Annotated in this window: 15 protein-coding genes and 1 tRNA gene; 8 read left to right on the top strand and 8 right to left on the bottom strand. The window is 65.1% G+C overall.

What is annotated here, in order from left to right:
• Positions 1–168: 168 nt before the first annotated feature.
• Positions 169–1371, bottom strand: a complete 1203-nt coding sequence (locus HCA61_RS24445) for a GIY-YIG nuclease family protein (protein WP_240960070.1) — start codon at positions 1369–1371, stop codon at positions 169–171.
• Positions 1372–1653: 282 nt separating this feature from the next.
• On the opposite strand from HCA61_RS24445, the gene HCA61_RS24440 reads away from it, so the two are divergent.
• Complete coding sequence (locus HCA61_RS24440; RefSeq protein ID WP_169690766.1) at positions 1654–2265, top strand: putative glycolipid-binding domain-containing protein; 612 nt, start codon at positions 1654–1656, stop codon at positions 2263–2265.
• On the opposite strand, the gene HCA61_RS24435 is transcribed toward HCA61_RS24440, so the two are convergent.
• On the bottom strand, positions 2262–3602 hold the full coding sequence (locus HCA61_RS24435) for an amidase (RefSeq protein ID WP_169690765.1): 1341 nt from the start codon (positions 3600–3602) through the stop codon (positions 2262–2264). The genes HCA61_RS24440 and HCA61_RS24435 overlap by 4 nt on opposite strands.
• A complete protein-coding gene (locus HCA61_RS24430; protein WP_169690764.1) occupies positions 3593–4534 on the bottom strand; it encodes a prephenate dehydrogenase in 942 nt (313 codons plus the stop codon). Before HCA61_RS24430 ends, HCA61_RS24435 begins: the two co-directional genes overlap by 10 nt.
• A 66-nt stretch (positions 4535–4600) precedes the next feature.
• Here HCA61_RS24430 and HCA61_RS24425 point away from each other — a divergent pair, with 66 nt between their 5' ends.
• The 3 genes from HCA61_RS24425 to HCA61_RS24415 all read left to right on the top strand — a co-directional run bounded on the left by HCA61_RS24425 (position 4601) and on the right by HCA61_RS24415 (position 5751).
• Entirely contained in the window at positions 4601–5137 is a 537-nt protein-coding gene (locus HCA61_RS24425) for a tRNA adenosine deaminase-associated protein (RefSeq protein WP_169690763.1), read from the top strand.
• Positions 5138–5614 carry a nucleoside deaminase gene (locus tag HCA61_RS24420; RefSeq protein WP_169690762.1) on the top strand — a complete coding sequence of 159 codons (477 nt, stop codon included), beginning with the start codon at positions 5138–5140 and terminating at the stop codon, positions 5612–5614.
• 46 nt (positions 5615–5660) lie between these two features.
• A tRNA-Ser gene (locus HCA61_RS24415) sits at positions 5661–5751 on the top strand.
• A gap of 154 nt (positions 5752–5905) precedes the next feature.
• On the opposite strand, the gene HCA61_RS24410 is transcribed toward HCA61_RS24415, so the two are convergent.
• Together HCA61_RS24410 and HCA61_RS24405 are read right to left on the bottom strand one after the other, a co-directional pair.
• Positions 5906–6532 carry a maleylpyruvate isomerase family mycothiol-dependent enzyme gene (locus HCA61_RS24410; protein WP_169690761.1) on the bottom strand — a complete coding sequence of 209 codons (627 nt, stop codon included), beginning with the start codon at positions 6530–6532 and terminating at the stop codon, positions 5906–5908.
• Between the two features lie 109 nt (positions 6533–6641).
• Complete coding sequence (locus HCA61_RS24405; protein WP_169690760.1) at positions 6642–7181, bottom strand: TetR/AcrR family transcriptional regulator; 540 nt, start codon at positions 7179–7181, stop codon at positions 6642–6644.
• A gap of 177 nt (positions 7182–7358) precedes the next feature.
• Between HCA61_RS24405 and HCA61_RS24400 the strand changes: the two genes are divergently transcribed.
• Positions 7359–8816, top strand: coding sequence for an MFS transporter (locus HCA61_RS24400; RefSeq protein WP_169690787.1), 1458 nt, complete (start codon positions 7359–7361; stop codon positions 8814–8816).
• Here HCA61_RS24400 and HCA61_RS24395 read toward each other — a convergent pair.
• Positions 8808–9962: a hypothetical protein gene (locus tag HCA61_RS24395; RefSeq protein WP_169690759.1), complete on the bottom strand. Its 1155-nt coding sequence runs from the start codon at positions 9960–9962 to the stop codon at positions 8808–8810. The two genes, HCA61_RS24400 and HCA61_RS24395, sit on opposite strands and share 9 nt — an antisense overlap.
• Positions 9962–10897: a metal-dependent hydrolase gene (locus HCA61_RS24390; protein ID WP_169690758.1), complete on the bottom strand. Its 936-nt coding sequence runs from the start codon at positions 10895–10897 to the stop codon at positions 9962–9964. The genes HCA61_RS24395 and HCA61_RS24390 overlap by 1 nt, the downstream gene beginning before the upstream one ends.
• A gap of 178 nt (positions 10898–11075) precedes the next feature.
• Here HCA61_RS24390 and HCA61_RS24385 point away from each other — a divergent pair, with 178 nt between their 5' ends.
• Both HCA61_RS24385 and HCA61_RS24380 read left to right on the top strand, forming a co-directional pair.
• Positions 11076–11687, top strand: a complete 612-nt coding sequence (locus HCA61_RS24385; protein ID WP_169690757.1) for a TetR/AcrR family transcriptional regulator — start codon at positions 11076–11078, stop codon at positions 11685–11687.
• A gap of 76 nt (positions 11688–11763) precedes the next feature.
• The gene (locus HCA61_RS24380) at positions 11764–12450 is read left to right on the top strand and encodes a YceI family protein (RefSeq protein WP_169690756.1); all 687 of its coding nucleotides are present in this window, start codon (positions 11764–11766) and stop codon (positions 12448–12450) included.
• On the opposite strand, the gene HCA61_RS24375 is transcribed toward HCA61_RS24380, so the two are convergent.
• Entirely contained in the window at positions 12431–13369 is a 939-nt protein-coding gene (locus HCA61_RS24375) for a sterol desaturase family protein (RefSeq protein WP_169690755.1), read from the bottom strand. The genes HCA61_RS24380 and HCA61_RS24375 overlap by 20 nt on opposite strands.
• 138 nt (positions 13370–13507) lie before the next feature.
• On the opposite strand from HCA61_RS24375, the gene HCA61_RS24370 reads away from it, so the two are divergent.
• Positions 13508–13969 (top strand): Rrf2 family transcriptional regulator, encoded by a 462-nt coding sequence (locus tag HCA61_RS24370; protein ID WP_169690754.1) that lies wholly within the window; start codon positions 13508–13510, stop codon positions 13967–13969.
• Positions 13970–14011: the final 42 nt, after the last annotated feature.

Genomic DNA, 14011 nt, shown 5'->3' with positions numbered 1-14011 from the left:
CACTGCGCCGATGGTACTGCACTCGTCAGGGTGTGGGAGAGTAGGTCGCCGCCGTGCATTCGTTCCGAGAGGGACCCCACAATGTGGGGTCCCTCTCGTGTTTGTGTAGGTAAATGGAGCCGGGGAGTGCGGGGATGATTTCCCCGCACTCCCCGGCTCCTTTTGTTTTCAGTATGTGGGTTTCGTGTGGGGCCGGGTGACATTCGCTCGGGGTGCCGGTTTCGATTTCGGGTGCCCACCAGGGGTGGGAAGTGCGCGGGTGAGTCGTGGTGCCCAACCGCTCGTCGGCCAGCGCTTGAGCCCGAGACGATCCGGAGTCAGCCGTGTATTGACGAACGCCATCTCGAGCTCGGGGTCGGCTTCCCCGCGGAACCGGTAGAGAATTGTGCCGCCGTTTTCTTCGGTGCGGGCACCCGCTTCCCAACCTGTCGCTCGATATACGCCGCGCACTATGTTGTCGGCGACGACGATGATGGGCAGTCCGTCGATTCCTCGGGCTGCGGTCCCTGCCGGCCAGGGGCGCGAGGCGAGTTCACGCACGGCCTCCGTCGACGCCTTCTTGGCCTCGTTGATACGCAGAACCACACACGGCGTGGGAGGTTCGGGCGCGGCCTGGGCCGAGTACTGACGCACGATCTCCGAAATCGGAATTGCGGTGCGGTCGGCTTCCGATTCCTCGTTCGTACCCGCGAGGTTCGTCAGTACCGGTTCTCCGCGATGCGGTTCGAGGAGCCCGAGCGAGCTGATGACTGCCTGCGCGACATCACTTGCCGTGTGCTCTGGATCGGACGCGGGGCGCAGCGCATCCGCGATGATGAAGTGTTCGACCGAGTAGCCGGAGTCGTACACCGCCTTGATGCGACGGATTGCCGCCTCGGTTTCAGGCGTCGCGACCGGCGCCTTCTCTTTCGACTCCTCGAGTTTGTGGTTCTCACCGAGCGCTGTCCAGGTGAGCGTGAAGATGCGATTGGCTCTGCCGATCCCGACGTAGAGGATGCTGCGGTCGCGGGAGTCCACAATCGCGTAGACATACGCACCGAGCTGGTCGATCACGTTCTTCTGGAGTGGTTTGGGTGTCGGCGTCCGGTCGTCGACCTTGGTGACGATAGCGCGCAGAACGGTCAACCGAAGTGCTACGGGAACTGCACCGGCAGCACCCCCGAACAGTTCGCGGTTGGCGGAGTCGATCGAACTGAATGTGCGTCCACTGTTGCGTGCCAGGGCACCCAGCGCGAGCGTGAACTCGGAGAGTCTCTGCCGTGGGTCGTCCGCAGTTTCCGGAAGCTCATTGCTGGTCAGGAACATCTGGATTTCCGGAGACTCCAGCAATGTCTGAGCGATGTTCAGAGGAACTGTCCACACGGTGCGCATGGAAGCGACTCTAGGCCAATACAGGGCGGAGGAACCGTTTCCGGGGACGGCTGCGTCGCACAGTTTTCGATCTTCATTCCGGAGTGGACGTCCGTACGGTCGATGAGTGGATTCTATGGGTGGATCGATCCGAACTCGAGGGGTATCGATGCAGGTAGGAGTGGTGCAGGTAGCTCTACTCACGAGAGGAAGCACTGTGCTGTGAGAAGTCTCCTCGCCGTGGGGTCTTCAATAACGGCACCGATGCCGCTCGGCGACGACTTGTCGCATACGGTATAGATCGTGAGCAGCCCAGACTCTGATGCCGTTCGTCCTGCGGCAACCCCAGCGTCCAACTGGCCCGCGCTCTTGACCTGGCGATCGCTGGACGCGCCCCGGATGGAATCGGTACGTGTGCAGCTGAGCGGCCAGCGCATCAAGGCGACCGGCCGCATCGTCGGAGCCGAATGTTCTGAACATCCGGCGTTCAGCGCCTCCTACGACCTCGTGACGGATGAGGACGGAGTCACTCGTCGGCTGTCGGTGCGCACGACGATGGCAGCCGGCGAGCGGCACATGTCCATCAGCCGGTCCGGCGAGGGCATCTGGATGGTGGACAGTGGGACCCACCATCAGCGAGCATCATTCGGTGGGGCGCTCGATGTCGATGTCATCCTCAGCCCATTCTTCAACGCCTTGCCGATCCGGCGTTATCGCCTGCAGGGAGGCGCCGACGAACTCGAAGTTCCTGTCGTGTACGTCAATCTGCTCGACCTGACGGTGCAGGAAGCCACAGTGATCTACAGCAGCGCCGCCGACGGGATCCACGTTCTGTCGCCGGTGTCGTCGTCCTCCGTCACGGTCGACGAAGACGGATTCGTCGTCACCTACCGCGGGTTGGCCGAACGCATCTAGTTTTCGTCGACGCCCTCCACTGCCAGCGCGACCGCAAGCGCCGCGGACTCCGCGGGGTGGCTACCATGCCCTCCGGTACCTGCGGTGAGCCCGACGATCTGTAGTCCGATGCCTGCGCCGGGCGCGGGCACCGAGATCGCGGGTACACCCAGCACACTGAACGGGATGCAGCGTTGGAGCAGGGGCGCTCGCAGCTCTGCGGGATCGCTGTTCAGGCTTGCGGATCGGATGCTCGTAGTGGCAGTGATCAGCGCGTCGAGGTTCTCGGTGCGACGCAAGCGCTCGAGGACACTGTGCCGGAGCCTCTGAGCCGTCCGTAGCGCACGGAGGTACTCGTGGGCGGGTCGATCCCTCTGAGCCTCCAGGAGGGCAGCCGTGGGCGCCTGATAGCGACCAGGGTCGGCCTCGAACCTGTCGCGGTGGGTTTCGTATGCCTCGGATCCGGTGATGATCGGATACACGCCGAGTAGATCGTCCGTTTCGGGCAGTGCGACATCCACGACGTCGGCGCCGAGATCTGTGAGGGTCCGGCAGGCCAGGTCTGCTGCAGCGTCGAACTCTGTGCCGGCGAGGTCCCAGATTCCGCCGCGGAGCCGGCCGATTCTCAGACCTGACACCGGGGAACGTAGATGCGCGACCCCTGGCATCGCCCCCCATGCGAGTGCGGTGTCGAGGCTGTCGGTGGTGAGCAGACCGACGTGGTCGAAGGTTGTGGACAGCGGAACGATGCCGTCGACGGGTAGCGCCCCGCTGCTCGGCTTGAATCCGGCGATGCCGCACAGCGCCGCAGGTGTGCGGACGCTGCAACCGGTGTCGGTGCCGATGGCGACCGGCACGATGCCCTTCGCGACGAGCACCGCGGAACCGGAAGACGATCCTCCGCTGATGAGGGCAGGATCGTGTGGATGAGCAGCCGGACCCGAGGCGTTGACGAGGCCGGTCGGCCCGTACGCGAACTCGTGCAGGTGCGTCTTCGCGACGACGATCGCACCGGCTTCACGCAACTTTTCGATGATGCGGGCGTCCCGGTCGGCCGCCGGTTCGTCGGCGAAGACATTGCTGCCGCAGCGCGTCGGCAGCCCCGCGACATCGATGTTGTCCTTGACCGCGATCGCAACGCCGTGCAGCGGACCGATCCAGTTACCCGCAGCGATCTCGGCGTCCGCATGCGCTGCGCTCTCGAGTGCTGCAGCGTCGTCGCGGGCAGCCACGATGTTGGACCAGGGTGTGCCTGCCAGCGAGTCGAGATCTGCGAGGACTCGGCGGACGTGCTCGGTCGCGGTGAGTTTTCCGGTGGTGAGGGCGGCAGCGGTATCGCGAAGGTTCGTCACATCCACACACCTCCTTGCCGTCCGGCTTCCCTCAGGCGTTCGATCCAATTGTCGTCGCCGGGGATGATCCCGGTGATCGGATGGCGTCGGCGCTGTTCGTAACGCGTGCGGGCAGCGTGACCGCGACGAGTGAGGTCGCCGGTGCTGCCGTTCGCGAGTTGCTCACGTGCCGCGCGTAGGACGTCGAGGGTCTCGTCCAGGGTCTCGAGAAGTGCAGTGGCGTTTCCTTCGCACATCGCGTCGACGAGGCCGGGTGCGGTCGCCGCGACACGTGTCCCGTCGCGGAACGATCCGGCTGCGAGCCCGAGCGCAAGGTCGCCGCCCGCGGCTCCGGAGATCGCGAGTGCTTCGGCCAGCAGATGCGGCAGATGGGAGATCCGCGCGACCGCGGCATCGTGTTCGCGGGATTCGGCGGGGACGACGACAGAACCGCAGTCGAGGGCAAGTGCGGCGACCTGCTGCCACAACTCGGGATCCGTGTCGTCGTCGACGGTGACGACCCACACGGCGTCGCGGAAGAGGTCCGCGGATCCGGCTTCCCACCCCGACTCGGCTGTCCCGGCCATCGGATGACCCCCGACGAAGCGCGCCGAGAGTCCGCGAGCCGCGACCGCGTCGGCGATCTGTGCTTTCACGCTGACGACGTCGGTGAGTGCCACGTTCGGTGCGTGCTCGGCGATCGCGGCCAGAATCGAGTCGACTGCAGGCACCGGCACGGCGAGCACCACCAGTGCCCGAGCTTCTTCCGCACGCGCCAGTGTGGCTGCGAGGTCGGTGGATGCATCGAACCCGTCCGCGACTGCGGCATCCACCGCATGTGCCGACCGGTTGTACCCCCAGGCTCGACGGCCCGTCGCTGTCGCGGCCCGGAGGACGGATCCGCCGATCAGACCGAGACCGAGTACACAGATTGGGGGCGCGGCGGCAGGTGTGGACACCGCTTCAGATTGGCATATTCACCGGTGGGCTTCATTCGTGGGACCGGGCCGACTACCGTTGCGCGCATGGCTGCACAGCGTGTCGGGGACAAGAGCCCCGCGGTGAGTTCGACAGAGGACTTCGAAGGTTTTGCCGTTGCAGTGACGCGTGAGGACGGACGCTGGAAGTGCCGTGCACTGTCAGCATCGGTATTGACGAGCCTCGACGCTGCGGTGACGGAATTGCGTGAGCTCCGGAGCTCCGGAGCAGTGTTCGGCCTGCTCAATGTGGACGACGAGTTCTTCATCGTCGTTCGCCCTGCACCGGCCGGCACTCAACTGTTGTTGTCGGACGCCTCGATGGCCGTGGATTACGACATCGCGGCCGATGTTCTCGATGCGCTGAACGTCGAGATTCCGGATATCGACCCCGACGAACTCGACGATGTGGAGCCCTGGGAAGAAGGCGACCTCGCGATCCTGGCCGACATGGGGCTGCCCGAGCCGGTGCTGGCGGTGATCCTGTCGGAGACGGATCTGTATCCCGACGAGCAGATCGACGAGATTGCGCAGCGACTCGGATTCGACGACGTGTTGAGCGCGACGCTCGACAAGATGAATTAGATGGGATTGCGCGACGACGAGGAGCTGATCCGGGCCGCGTTGGAAGCAGCGGCCGCTGCGCCCACCGGGGATGTCCCGGTGGGCGCGGTGGTGTTCGCAGCCGACGGCACCGAGCTCGCTCGCGGCGCGAACTCACGCGAGGCGACCGGTGATCCGACAGCTCACGCCGAGGTGCTGGCGCTGAGGGCTGCCGCGCAGGTCTACGGGGACGGCTGGCGGCTCGAGGGTGCGACTCTCGCCGTGACGTTGGAACCGTGCACGATGTGCGCTGGTGCGCTGGTGCTTTCTCGGGTGTCGCGGGTGGTCTTCGGTGCGTGGGAGCCGAAGACGGGCGCTGTGGGGTCGCTGTGGGACGTCGTACGCGATCGTCGGCTGACGCATCGCCCCGAGGTTCGGGGCGGGGTGTTGGAGGAGGAGTGTGCGGAGATGTTGGAAGTGTTCTTCCGTGGCCAGCGCACGCCTCCGGTCGGCTCATGACCAGGCGATTTCGACACGGCGACCCGATCCGGTAAAGTCTTCTAGCGGTGGCGTGTCCGAGCGGCCTAAGGAGCACGCCTCGAAAGCGTGTGACGGGTAACCCCCGTCCGTGGGTTCAAATCCCACCGCCACCGCCACGAGTCCCTCACCTGTTCACGCAGGTGGGGGACTTTCTGTTGTGAGTGCGACCGCGCACGCAAAAGGCATCCGCGCGTTGTCGGCACCGCGCGGATGCCTATTGCGGTTGTGTTTCTCGAGGTCCAGCGGCGGTCGGCGGAGGATCTCGGGGCTTCACCCCAGCCGTTCGGTGAGAACTGCGGCACCTGCGCCTGTCAGTTCCACTGCAACCCCTCGGCGCCCCGCCATGGTCATCAGCACCGCTTCTCCTGGGCCGCGTGCCTCGGGGCCTCTGCCGTGTGCCCAGTCGACGTCGGTTGCGACGAGGCGGACTCCACGTGCTTTCCAGAATCCGCGCAGCGGGGGCGCCGTCACTGCGAACGGAAGGGCGTAGCGCAGGCGTTCAGGTGGGATCGCGCGTGCGAGGCCGAGGGGACGGCGGATGTCCTGATGGTGGATGAGGGCGTCGACCAGCCCGACCCGCCCACCGAACCGGGAGGTGGCACCTTGTGGATCGAGGTGGCTCCGCAGGAACTCGAGTAGTGCGTCGGGCCCCAGTCGGTCGTAGTCGGCGAGCGCCACTTCGTTGAGCTTCCATGGCCGGAAGCGAGTGCGGGCAACTCGTCTCAGCAGGTCCGAGGTGCCGTGTTCCTCATAACTGATCATGTGCGCGACCACGTCCCGCACCGTCCATCCTTGGCAGAGACTCGGGTGCTCCCATTGTTGCGGCGACAAAGTCTCCAGGAAATCGGCGAGGTCGGCTCGTTCGTCGTGGGCCAAGGCCATGACTGAACTGCTCATATTCACAGGGTACGACCGCGACCGTTGACCGAAAGGCAGCCGCGCGTTGTCGGCGTCTCGCGGCTGCCTCTCTCCGGTGCCCTTCCGCTGATGTTCAGGGGCGTGATGTTCAGGGGCGGCCGATCAGACGCTGCACGACCTCGAGCAGTTCGTCGACGTCTTCAGGCGGAGTGTCGTTGGTCTCGCCGGACATCGCCGCGCTGTAGTAGAGGCCGTCGCCGATCAACATGACAGCGCGCGCGGTAGCGGGGTCGGTGACAGTGTCCGCAAGGACGTCCATCCAGCCCTGGCTGATCCGAGTCAGTGCCAGGCGGGCTCGCGGGATCGCGTTCTGGCTCAGCCGTGTGGTGGCGATGATGGCGCGGTCGAGTGGTGTGTCGGCGTAGACGGAGGTGCGGATGTAGTAGGCGGCCGGACCCTCGGGGGCGTCCCGCATGAGTGCGGCATCCCCCGCGGCGAGTTCTTCGACGTGATCGGCGAGGCCCTCGACGAGGGCGTCTTTCGAGGGGAAGTGATAGAGCAGGCCGCCTTTCGATACTCCGGCAGCGGCGGCGACGGCGTCGAGGGTTGCGGCGCGTTCACCCTGTTCGAGAAGGATGGTCACGAAGGCGTCGAGCAGTTTGGCGCGGGCAGCGGGAGGGGGTGGCACGGGGCAGATGATACGACCCCCGTTGCTATACCGTCCAGATGGTACAGTAACGAGGGTTCGATCCCGATCTCTTTCGAAAGCCCGATAACCGTGTCGTTCACGCCTGTCTCATCACCGGACGCAACCGCAGATGTTCCCAAGGCCGGCCCCCGCGAGTGGGTGGCCCTTGCGGTCCTCATGCTCCCGGTGTTGCTGGTCTCGGTCGACAACACCGTGCTCGCGTTCGCACTACCCGAGATCTCCGCGGCGCTGCGGCCGAGCGGGGCGCAGCAGCTGTGGATCATCGACATCTACCCGTTGATTCTGGCGGGCCTGCTCGTCTCGATGGGCAGCTTCGGCGACCGCATCGGGCGGCGGCGCCTGCTGCTGATCGGCGCAACCGGGTTTGCAGCGGTCTCTGTGATTGCGGCCTATGCGCCGTCGGCGGAAGCGCTGATCGCGTCGCGTGCGGCGCTGGGCTTCTTCGGGGCGATGCTGATGCCCTCCACACTGTCGTTGCTGCGCAACATCTTCCTCGACACGGAGCAACGTCGGCTCGCGATCGCGGTGTGGGCGTCGTGTTTCGCGGCGGGGGCCGCGCTCGGTCCGATCGTCGGCGGGTTCCTTCTCGAACACGCGTGGTGGGGCTCGGTGTTTCTGCTCGCGGTGCCGGTGCTGATCCCGCTGCTCGTTCTGGGCCCGGTCTTCGTACCGGAATCCCGGGACCCCACACCCGGACGTATCGACGTGGTGAGCATTGCACTGTCGATGCTCGCGCTCGCACCGCTGGTGTTCGCAATCAAGAATCTCGCCAACGGCGAATCGGTCGTCGTGACGGCTGCATTCGCCGTTGTCGGGGTCGTTTCGCTCGTGTTGTTCGTGCGACGTCAGCTGCGCCGGCCGGACCCCATGCTCGACGTGCGACTGTTCCGTGTGCCCACATTCAGTGGTGCGGTCCTGGTGAACCTGCTCTCGGTGGTCTCTCTGGTCGGGTTCCTGTTCTTCGTTTCCCAACACCTCCAGCTGGTGATCGGGCAGAGCCCGATGCAAGCCGGTCTGAGCCTGGTTCCTGGGCTGGGTGTGATGGTGGTGGCGGGCCTGGCGGTGGTCATGTTGGTGCGGTGGGTCCGGCCGTCGACGGTCATCGTGTCGGCGTTGTTGCTGTCGGCACTCGGATACGCGCTCGTGTTGATGCTGGCCTCACCGACGGCCGTCGCACCGATCGTCGTCGCGTTCGCGGTTCTCGGAGCAGGGATCGGTGCCGCCGAGACTCTGTCGAACGACCTGATCGTCTCGAGCGTGCCGCCGGAGAAGGCCGGCGCGGCGTCGGCGGTGTCCGAGACGGCGTATGAAATGGGCGCGGTGTTGGGAACAGCCGTGCTCGGCTCGATCCTCACCGCCTCCTACGGCGCAGATCTGCGGGTGCCGGCCGGCCTCGACCAGGAAGCCGCGGCCGCCGCTCGGGAAACCTTGGGCGGTGCTCACGCCGTTGCCGACGCCCTGCCCGCGGAGCAGGCGGCGGCCCTGCTCGGGGCCGCGGGTGAGGCGTTCGACAGCGGTGTGACCATCACGTCGGGAATCGGAATGATGCTCATGGTGATCTCCGCGCTGCTAGCAGCGCGAATGCTCACCATGCGCGCACCTGCTTCACGATGATGACGTTTCCCGAATTCCGACGGTCGGGGCATCGGTTGCGGACCCGGCCCGGGGAACGGTGAAGGTCGCGGCGACACACGCGATGGCGACGACGAAGCACGCCACGACATACCAGAGGCTGCCGATGGGATCGCCGTTGTCGGTGACACCGTCGACCGCCGAGAAATAGTCGGGCAGCGCGGTGACCCAGAGGACCGCCAACACGCCGAGGTACACCAGCGAGAACCGTTGGACGAACACGTTCGTGTGGGCGGGAGTGTCGGATTCGCCGCGGCGCAAACGCGACCACTGGCGAGCGAGCACCCAGATCGCAACCACACACAGGACGACGAGTTCGAGTGCGTACATGAACCCGCGCACCCTCGTGCTTCCCATCCCGATGATGGTCGCGGGCATCGGGAGGACGAACGTCCCCACGGAGGCGAGTACGCCGATCACGATTGTGCGCCACGCCAATTGGAGCCCGGAGAAGCTTTCGCCCTGGTCGACGTGGCGGCCGACGAAGAACTGCACACACAGTGCCAGGGACATCGGCCACAGTGCCGCGAACACCACGACGCTCGGCAGCGGGACCGAGTCGAAGAACGGTTGGTTGATCGGGTTCTCGAGCGACCACTCCCACCAGCGCAATTGCGGACCGAGGTGGTCGAAGATCTCGTAGAAGGCGTGATGGACGAATCCCACACACACTGCGCCGAGGAGAACGCCGTACTTGCGGAACACGCCGAGCATCCGCACGATCTCGAACGACAGTGTCGCGAGCAAGGGATAGATCGCGACGATGTAGAGCGGCAGTCTGCCCCACATGAATTCGACGGTGAATACGTTGTGCGCGAACATCGTGTCGACGTGCTGTTCGATCCCGAACGCGGCCGGGAAGTACAGGGGCGGTTCGATGATGAAAAGATATGCGCATGCGCCCAGCCACAACACCAGGTTGGTGGGGTCGCCGTGCCGGCGCAGTCGCACGATGGCGTAGACGAGTGCGAGCACGGCGCCGACGACGATGGTGAGTTCGAGTACCGGCAACGTCCAGTTCTCGAGCGCCAGCGGATTGCGGAATTCGACGAGCCCGCCGGCCTCGTCGCAGGAGAAACCGAGTCTCGTCGCGAGGTCTTCGAAGGTGGGCGAACACAGATCCGACATCAATTGACCCCCGGTGCAGCGGTTTCCGCGGTGTACCACTTGGTGACGTCGTATCCGGCGTCGAAGCGCTCGAACCACAGCCCGGCAAGTTCGGGCAGATCTTCATGCTCGGGGTTGTGCTTCGGCATCTGGCTTCGGATGATGCCGCGCAGCGCGATGAGCTGTTCGCCGAGTCCGAGGTCGTCGAATGCACGTGGCATCGGCCCGGCATTTGCGGCCTGCATTCCCGGAATCATCTGGAGCAGCTTCTGTTTACGCCGATACGACGCGAACATCGACAGTGCGTCGATCTTGCGGTCTTCGAGAGGGACGTGCTTGTTGAAGCCCGCGCACGCGATTCGGATGACGTCGAGTACGTGTTTGAACACCGAGGCGGCGACGCGCATGCGGTAGACGTCGCTGCCGACGACGGAGTCGTAGATGATCAGGGCCGAACTTCGATGCTCGACTTCCTCGACGAAATGCCAGATGAACAGGGACGCGACCCGGTCGTCGCCGGGGCGGAACAGCGACGCGTCGTTGTCGAGCATGAGTTTGAAGACGGGGGTGAAGGTCGCTTCGAGGTCTGCGGTGTATGCCAGTCGGTACTTCAGCGACGTCTCGGCGGTGAGCGTGTCGTAGGCCCCGATCACCTTGTCGAGCGTTTCCTGCAGGCCCGGGTATCTCTTGATCAGCGCGCGGACGTGCTGGCGATGCGCGGTCGAGTGCTGTCCTTCCTGGCGCATGAACGCGTCGGCTTCCTCGGCGACCGTGTCGTCGGCGAATTGCGGTTTCGCCTCGGTGATCATCTGGACGATCATCTTCTCGAAACCGACTGCGAGGAACGAGACGGCGTTGGCCATGCTCGAGAAGGCGGGGTTCTCGGGGTTCCACAGGAATGGCACGTCGTGGTCCTCGAACGCGAAACGCATCTTGCGGACGTGCAGGTTTGTCATTTCTTCTACCTCGTTCTCGGGGCTGTCCGGTCGGGTCGGGGCAGGTAGGACCGACGATTTGGAAGCATCATACGTCTGGGCGCAAATCTGTATGATGACTTTCGTGTAAATCTCCCGGCATACCACTCAGGGATTGGGCTGCGTGATAATGTCGGGCCCCTCATTTCAGGAGGCGGGTGTGGCACGTAGGCGAGGGTGGGGTGGGAGTCCACCCGGGAGCGACGACGAGGCGACGCGGCGCATCGTCGACACTGCGGTCGACCTCATAGCTCGGACCGGTGCGGCGATCAGCATCGCCGAGGTCGCGGAATCGCTGGGCGTGATCCGGCAGACGGTCTACCGGTATTTCCCCAGCGCGGATGCGCTGATGAAGGCTGCGGCCATCGCGTCGGTCGCAGGGTTCCTCGACCGTCTGGCCGACTGTGTCGAGGGCATCGTCGACCCCGTCGACGCGACCGTCGAAGCCGTCGTCTTCACCCTCGCGGAAGTGCGCCGCACTCCGCACCTGGGGCTTCTACTGTCGAGTTCGTACGCGAACGTCCACCCCGAGAACATGACATCCGACGAGGCGCAGGCCTTCGGTATGACCATGATCCGGCGGTTCGATGTCGAGTGGGAGAGTCACGGTTACGACGACGCGTCGCTACACGAACTCGTCGAATACCTTCTGCGGACTATGCAGTCGTTCTTCGTCTCTCCAGGCAACCCGCCGCGCACCGACGACGAGATGCGTCGTTATCTGCGCCGGTGGGTGGGGCCCGCGGTCGTGGCTCGAGTCGTTGCTCGATGACGAGCAACGCCGATTCTCGCGGAGGAATTCGGCGGAGAGTGCCCGGCGGGATCGAAACGTCTTCTAATCTCGCCCCATGCGGAAAGCTGCGTGGGTGCTCGTTGCCGTCGTCGTGATCGCGTTGCTGGGCTTCTTCGTCGCGCCATGGGTCTACGGCACCTTCATCGCGGAGGACGATGCACCGGCCGCCTCGGTATCGACGTCCGGCGCGGAGGCCGCAACCGGTGAACTCGACGGCGAGTGGACCGTGACCCCGGGCGCCGACCCCAACCGGACCGCGGCGGGTTACACAGTGCACGAGATCCTGAGGGGCGCCGACGTCACCGTGGTGGGGAGCACCGACCAGGTTTCGGGCACTGCAACGATCGCCGACGAATCTCTCACCGCAGCCGAGATCACCGTCCGGGTCGACGGTATCGCCACCGACATCTCCCAACGCGACGGTCAGTTCCGCGGAATGGTGATGGACACCGCGAACCACCCGACCGCGACTTTCACGTTGACCGAGCCCGTGAACGTGTCGTCGTTGCCGACGGACGGCACCGTCGCCACTGTGCCGGCGACCGGCATCCTCACTCTGCGCGGCGAAGAGCGCCCCGTAACGGTGGACGTCGACGTTCTGCGCACCGGCGGGAGCATCGTGGCGTCCGGCAGCATTCCTGCCACCTGGACCGACTGGGGAATCGAGCCTCCCGACCTCGGATTCGTCGCGGTCGACGAGTCCGGAAGTGTGGACTTCCTGATCACCCTCGAGATGGGCTGACCGGCTCCGTCTCGGACTGCACCGGTGCCCATCCGGGCGGGCCGAACGCGTACCCGAGTTTGTGGCGCCAGCATGTCGCTGATCGCCAGTCGCGGGCGATCGCCCGGTACTCGTGGGTCTGCAGTTTCCAGATCTCGAAGGTGCCGACCGGTGTGGTCAGTCCGTAGACGGGTCGTTGCTCTTCGGCCTTGAACGTGCCGAACATCCGATCCCAGATGATGAGGATGCCCGCGTAGTTGCGGTCGAGGTATTCGGCATCGGAGCCGTGGTGCACCCGGTGGTGCGACGGCGTGTTGAACACGAACTCGATCGGTGCGGGCAGTGTGCCCACTCGCTCGGTGTGCACGAAGAACTGGTAGACGAGACTCACGGAGAATCCCACGAACACCATCCACGGCGGGATGCCGAGAAGGGGCAACGGCAACCACATGATGATCTCGCCGCTGTTGTTCCATTTCTGGCGCAAAGCGGTTGCGTAGTTGAAGTACTCACTCGAATGGTGTGCTTGATGAGTCGCCCAGATGAGCCGGACCCGATGCGCCATCCGGTGATACCAGTACCAGAGGAAGTCGATCCCCAGCAGCAGGACCACCCACGTGTACCAGGCGTCGGCCGGCAGGTGCCACGGTGCGACGTACACCCACAGGGCGGAGTATCCGATGAGTGCGAGCACCTTCCAGCCGGCGCTCGTCACGATCGAGATCAGCCCCATCGAGAGGCTTGCCCGCGCATCGCGCATCTCGTATCCACCGCGCGGAGGGCGGACGCGTCCGTCGGGTCCCGGCTCGGAGCGCTCCAGCGCGCGGGCCGCGACCCACTCGAGGATCAGGAACAGCGCAAACGCCGGTATCGCGAGGGCTACGGGGTCGTGCAACGGTTCGAGCAGCGATCCCCACGCGCTGAACAGGGTCTCCCTCATGACGGGGCCTCCAGGTAGTACGTGGACGACCGTCCAATGTACGCCTCCTGTGTCACCCGTCACTATCGCTGGGTGGGTTGTGCGGATTTCCCCCAGTATTGGTAGGGATTGCCGGTCGAATGTTGCAGGGAGAGCAGAGTGCATATCAGCGCAAGGGTCGATTACGCCGTGCGGACCCTTCTCGAGCTCGCCGCATGTGGCGGCGGCCCGGCCAAGGCGGAAATGCTGGCGACCGCCCAGTCGATCCCGCACAAATTCCTCGAGGCCGTGCTTGCCGACCTTCGCCGGGGTGGTCTCGTTCGTAGCCGTCGGGGCCCGGATGGTGGCTACTGGTTGGCGCGACCGGCCGCCGAGATCTCCATCGCCGACATCATTCGCACGGTGGAAGGACCACTCGCGTCGGTGCGGGGGGAGCGGCCGGAGAGTGTGGAGTACACGGGGGCGGCCGAGCGGCTGCGGGATGTATGGATCGCGGTGCGGGTGAATCTGCGCGCGGTGCTCGAAGGGGTGACGCTCGCGGATGTTGTTGCGGACGAGCTGTCGGACTTCGTTCGCGACCTGACCTCGGATCCGGGCGCATGGGAGCGCCGCCCCGTGTGAGCTGCATTACTCGCGGTGATCAGGTGTGGCTGATCGCATAAA

The organism is Rhodococcus sp. HNM0563 (assembly GCF_012726195.1).
GTDB lineage: Bacteria > Actinomycetota > Actinomycetes > Mycobacteriales > Mycobacteriaceae > Rhodococcus.
The sequence above is the reverse complement of the archived record's forward strand: the minus strand, read 5'-3'. Positions and strand labels throughout refer to the sequence as shown.

Excerpts from the sequence above, each read along its gene's own strand:
- HCA61_RS24410 (WP_169690761.1), bottom strand. The coding sequence starts at position 6,532 with ATGAGCAGTTCAGTCATGGCCTTGGCCCACGACGAACGAGCCGACCTC.
- HCA61_RS24400 (WP_169690787.1), top strand. The coding sequence starts at position 7,359 with ATGCTCCCGGTGTTGCTGGTCTCGGTCGACAACACCGTGCTCGCGTTC.
- HCA61_RS24390 (WP_169690758.1), bottom strand. The coding sequence starts at position 10,897 with ATGACAAACCTGCACGTCCGCAAGATGCGTTTCGCGTTCGAGGACCAC.
- HCA61_RS24420 (WP_169690762.1), top strand. The coding sequence starts at position 5,138 with ATGGGATTGCGCGACGACGAGGAGCTGATCCGGGCCGCGTTGGAAGCA.
- HCA61_RS24380 (WP_169690756.1), top strand. The coding sequence starts at position 11,764 with ATGCGGAAAGCTGCGTGGGTGCTCGTTGCCGTCGTCGTGATCGCGTTG.
- HCA61_RS24395 (WP_169690759.1), bottom strand. The coding sequence starts at position 9,962 with ATGTCGGATCTGTGTTCGCCCACCTTCGAAGACCTCGCGACGAGACTC.
- HCA61_RS24445 (WP_240960070.1), bottom strand. The coding sequence starts at position 1,371 with ATGCGCACCGTGTGGACAGTTCCTCTGAACATCGCTCAGACATTGCTG.
- HCA61_RS24375 (WP_169690755.1), bottom strand. The coding sequence starts at position 13,369 with ATGAGGGAGACCCTGTTCAGCGCGTGGGGATCGCTGCTCGAACCGTTG.
- HCA61_RS24425 (WP_169690763.1), top strand. The coding sequence starts at position 4,601 with ATGGCTGCACAGCGTGTCGGGGACAAGAGCCCCGCGGTGAGTTCGACA.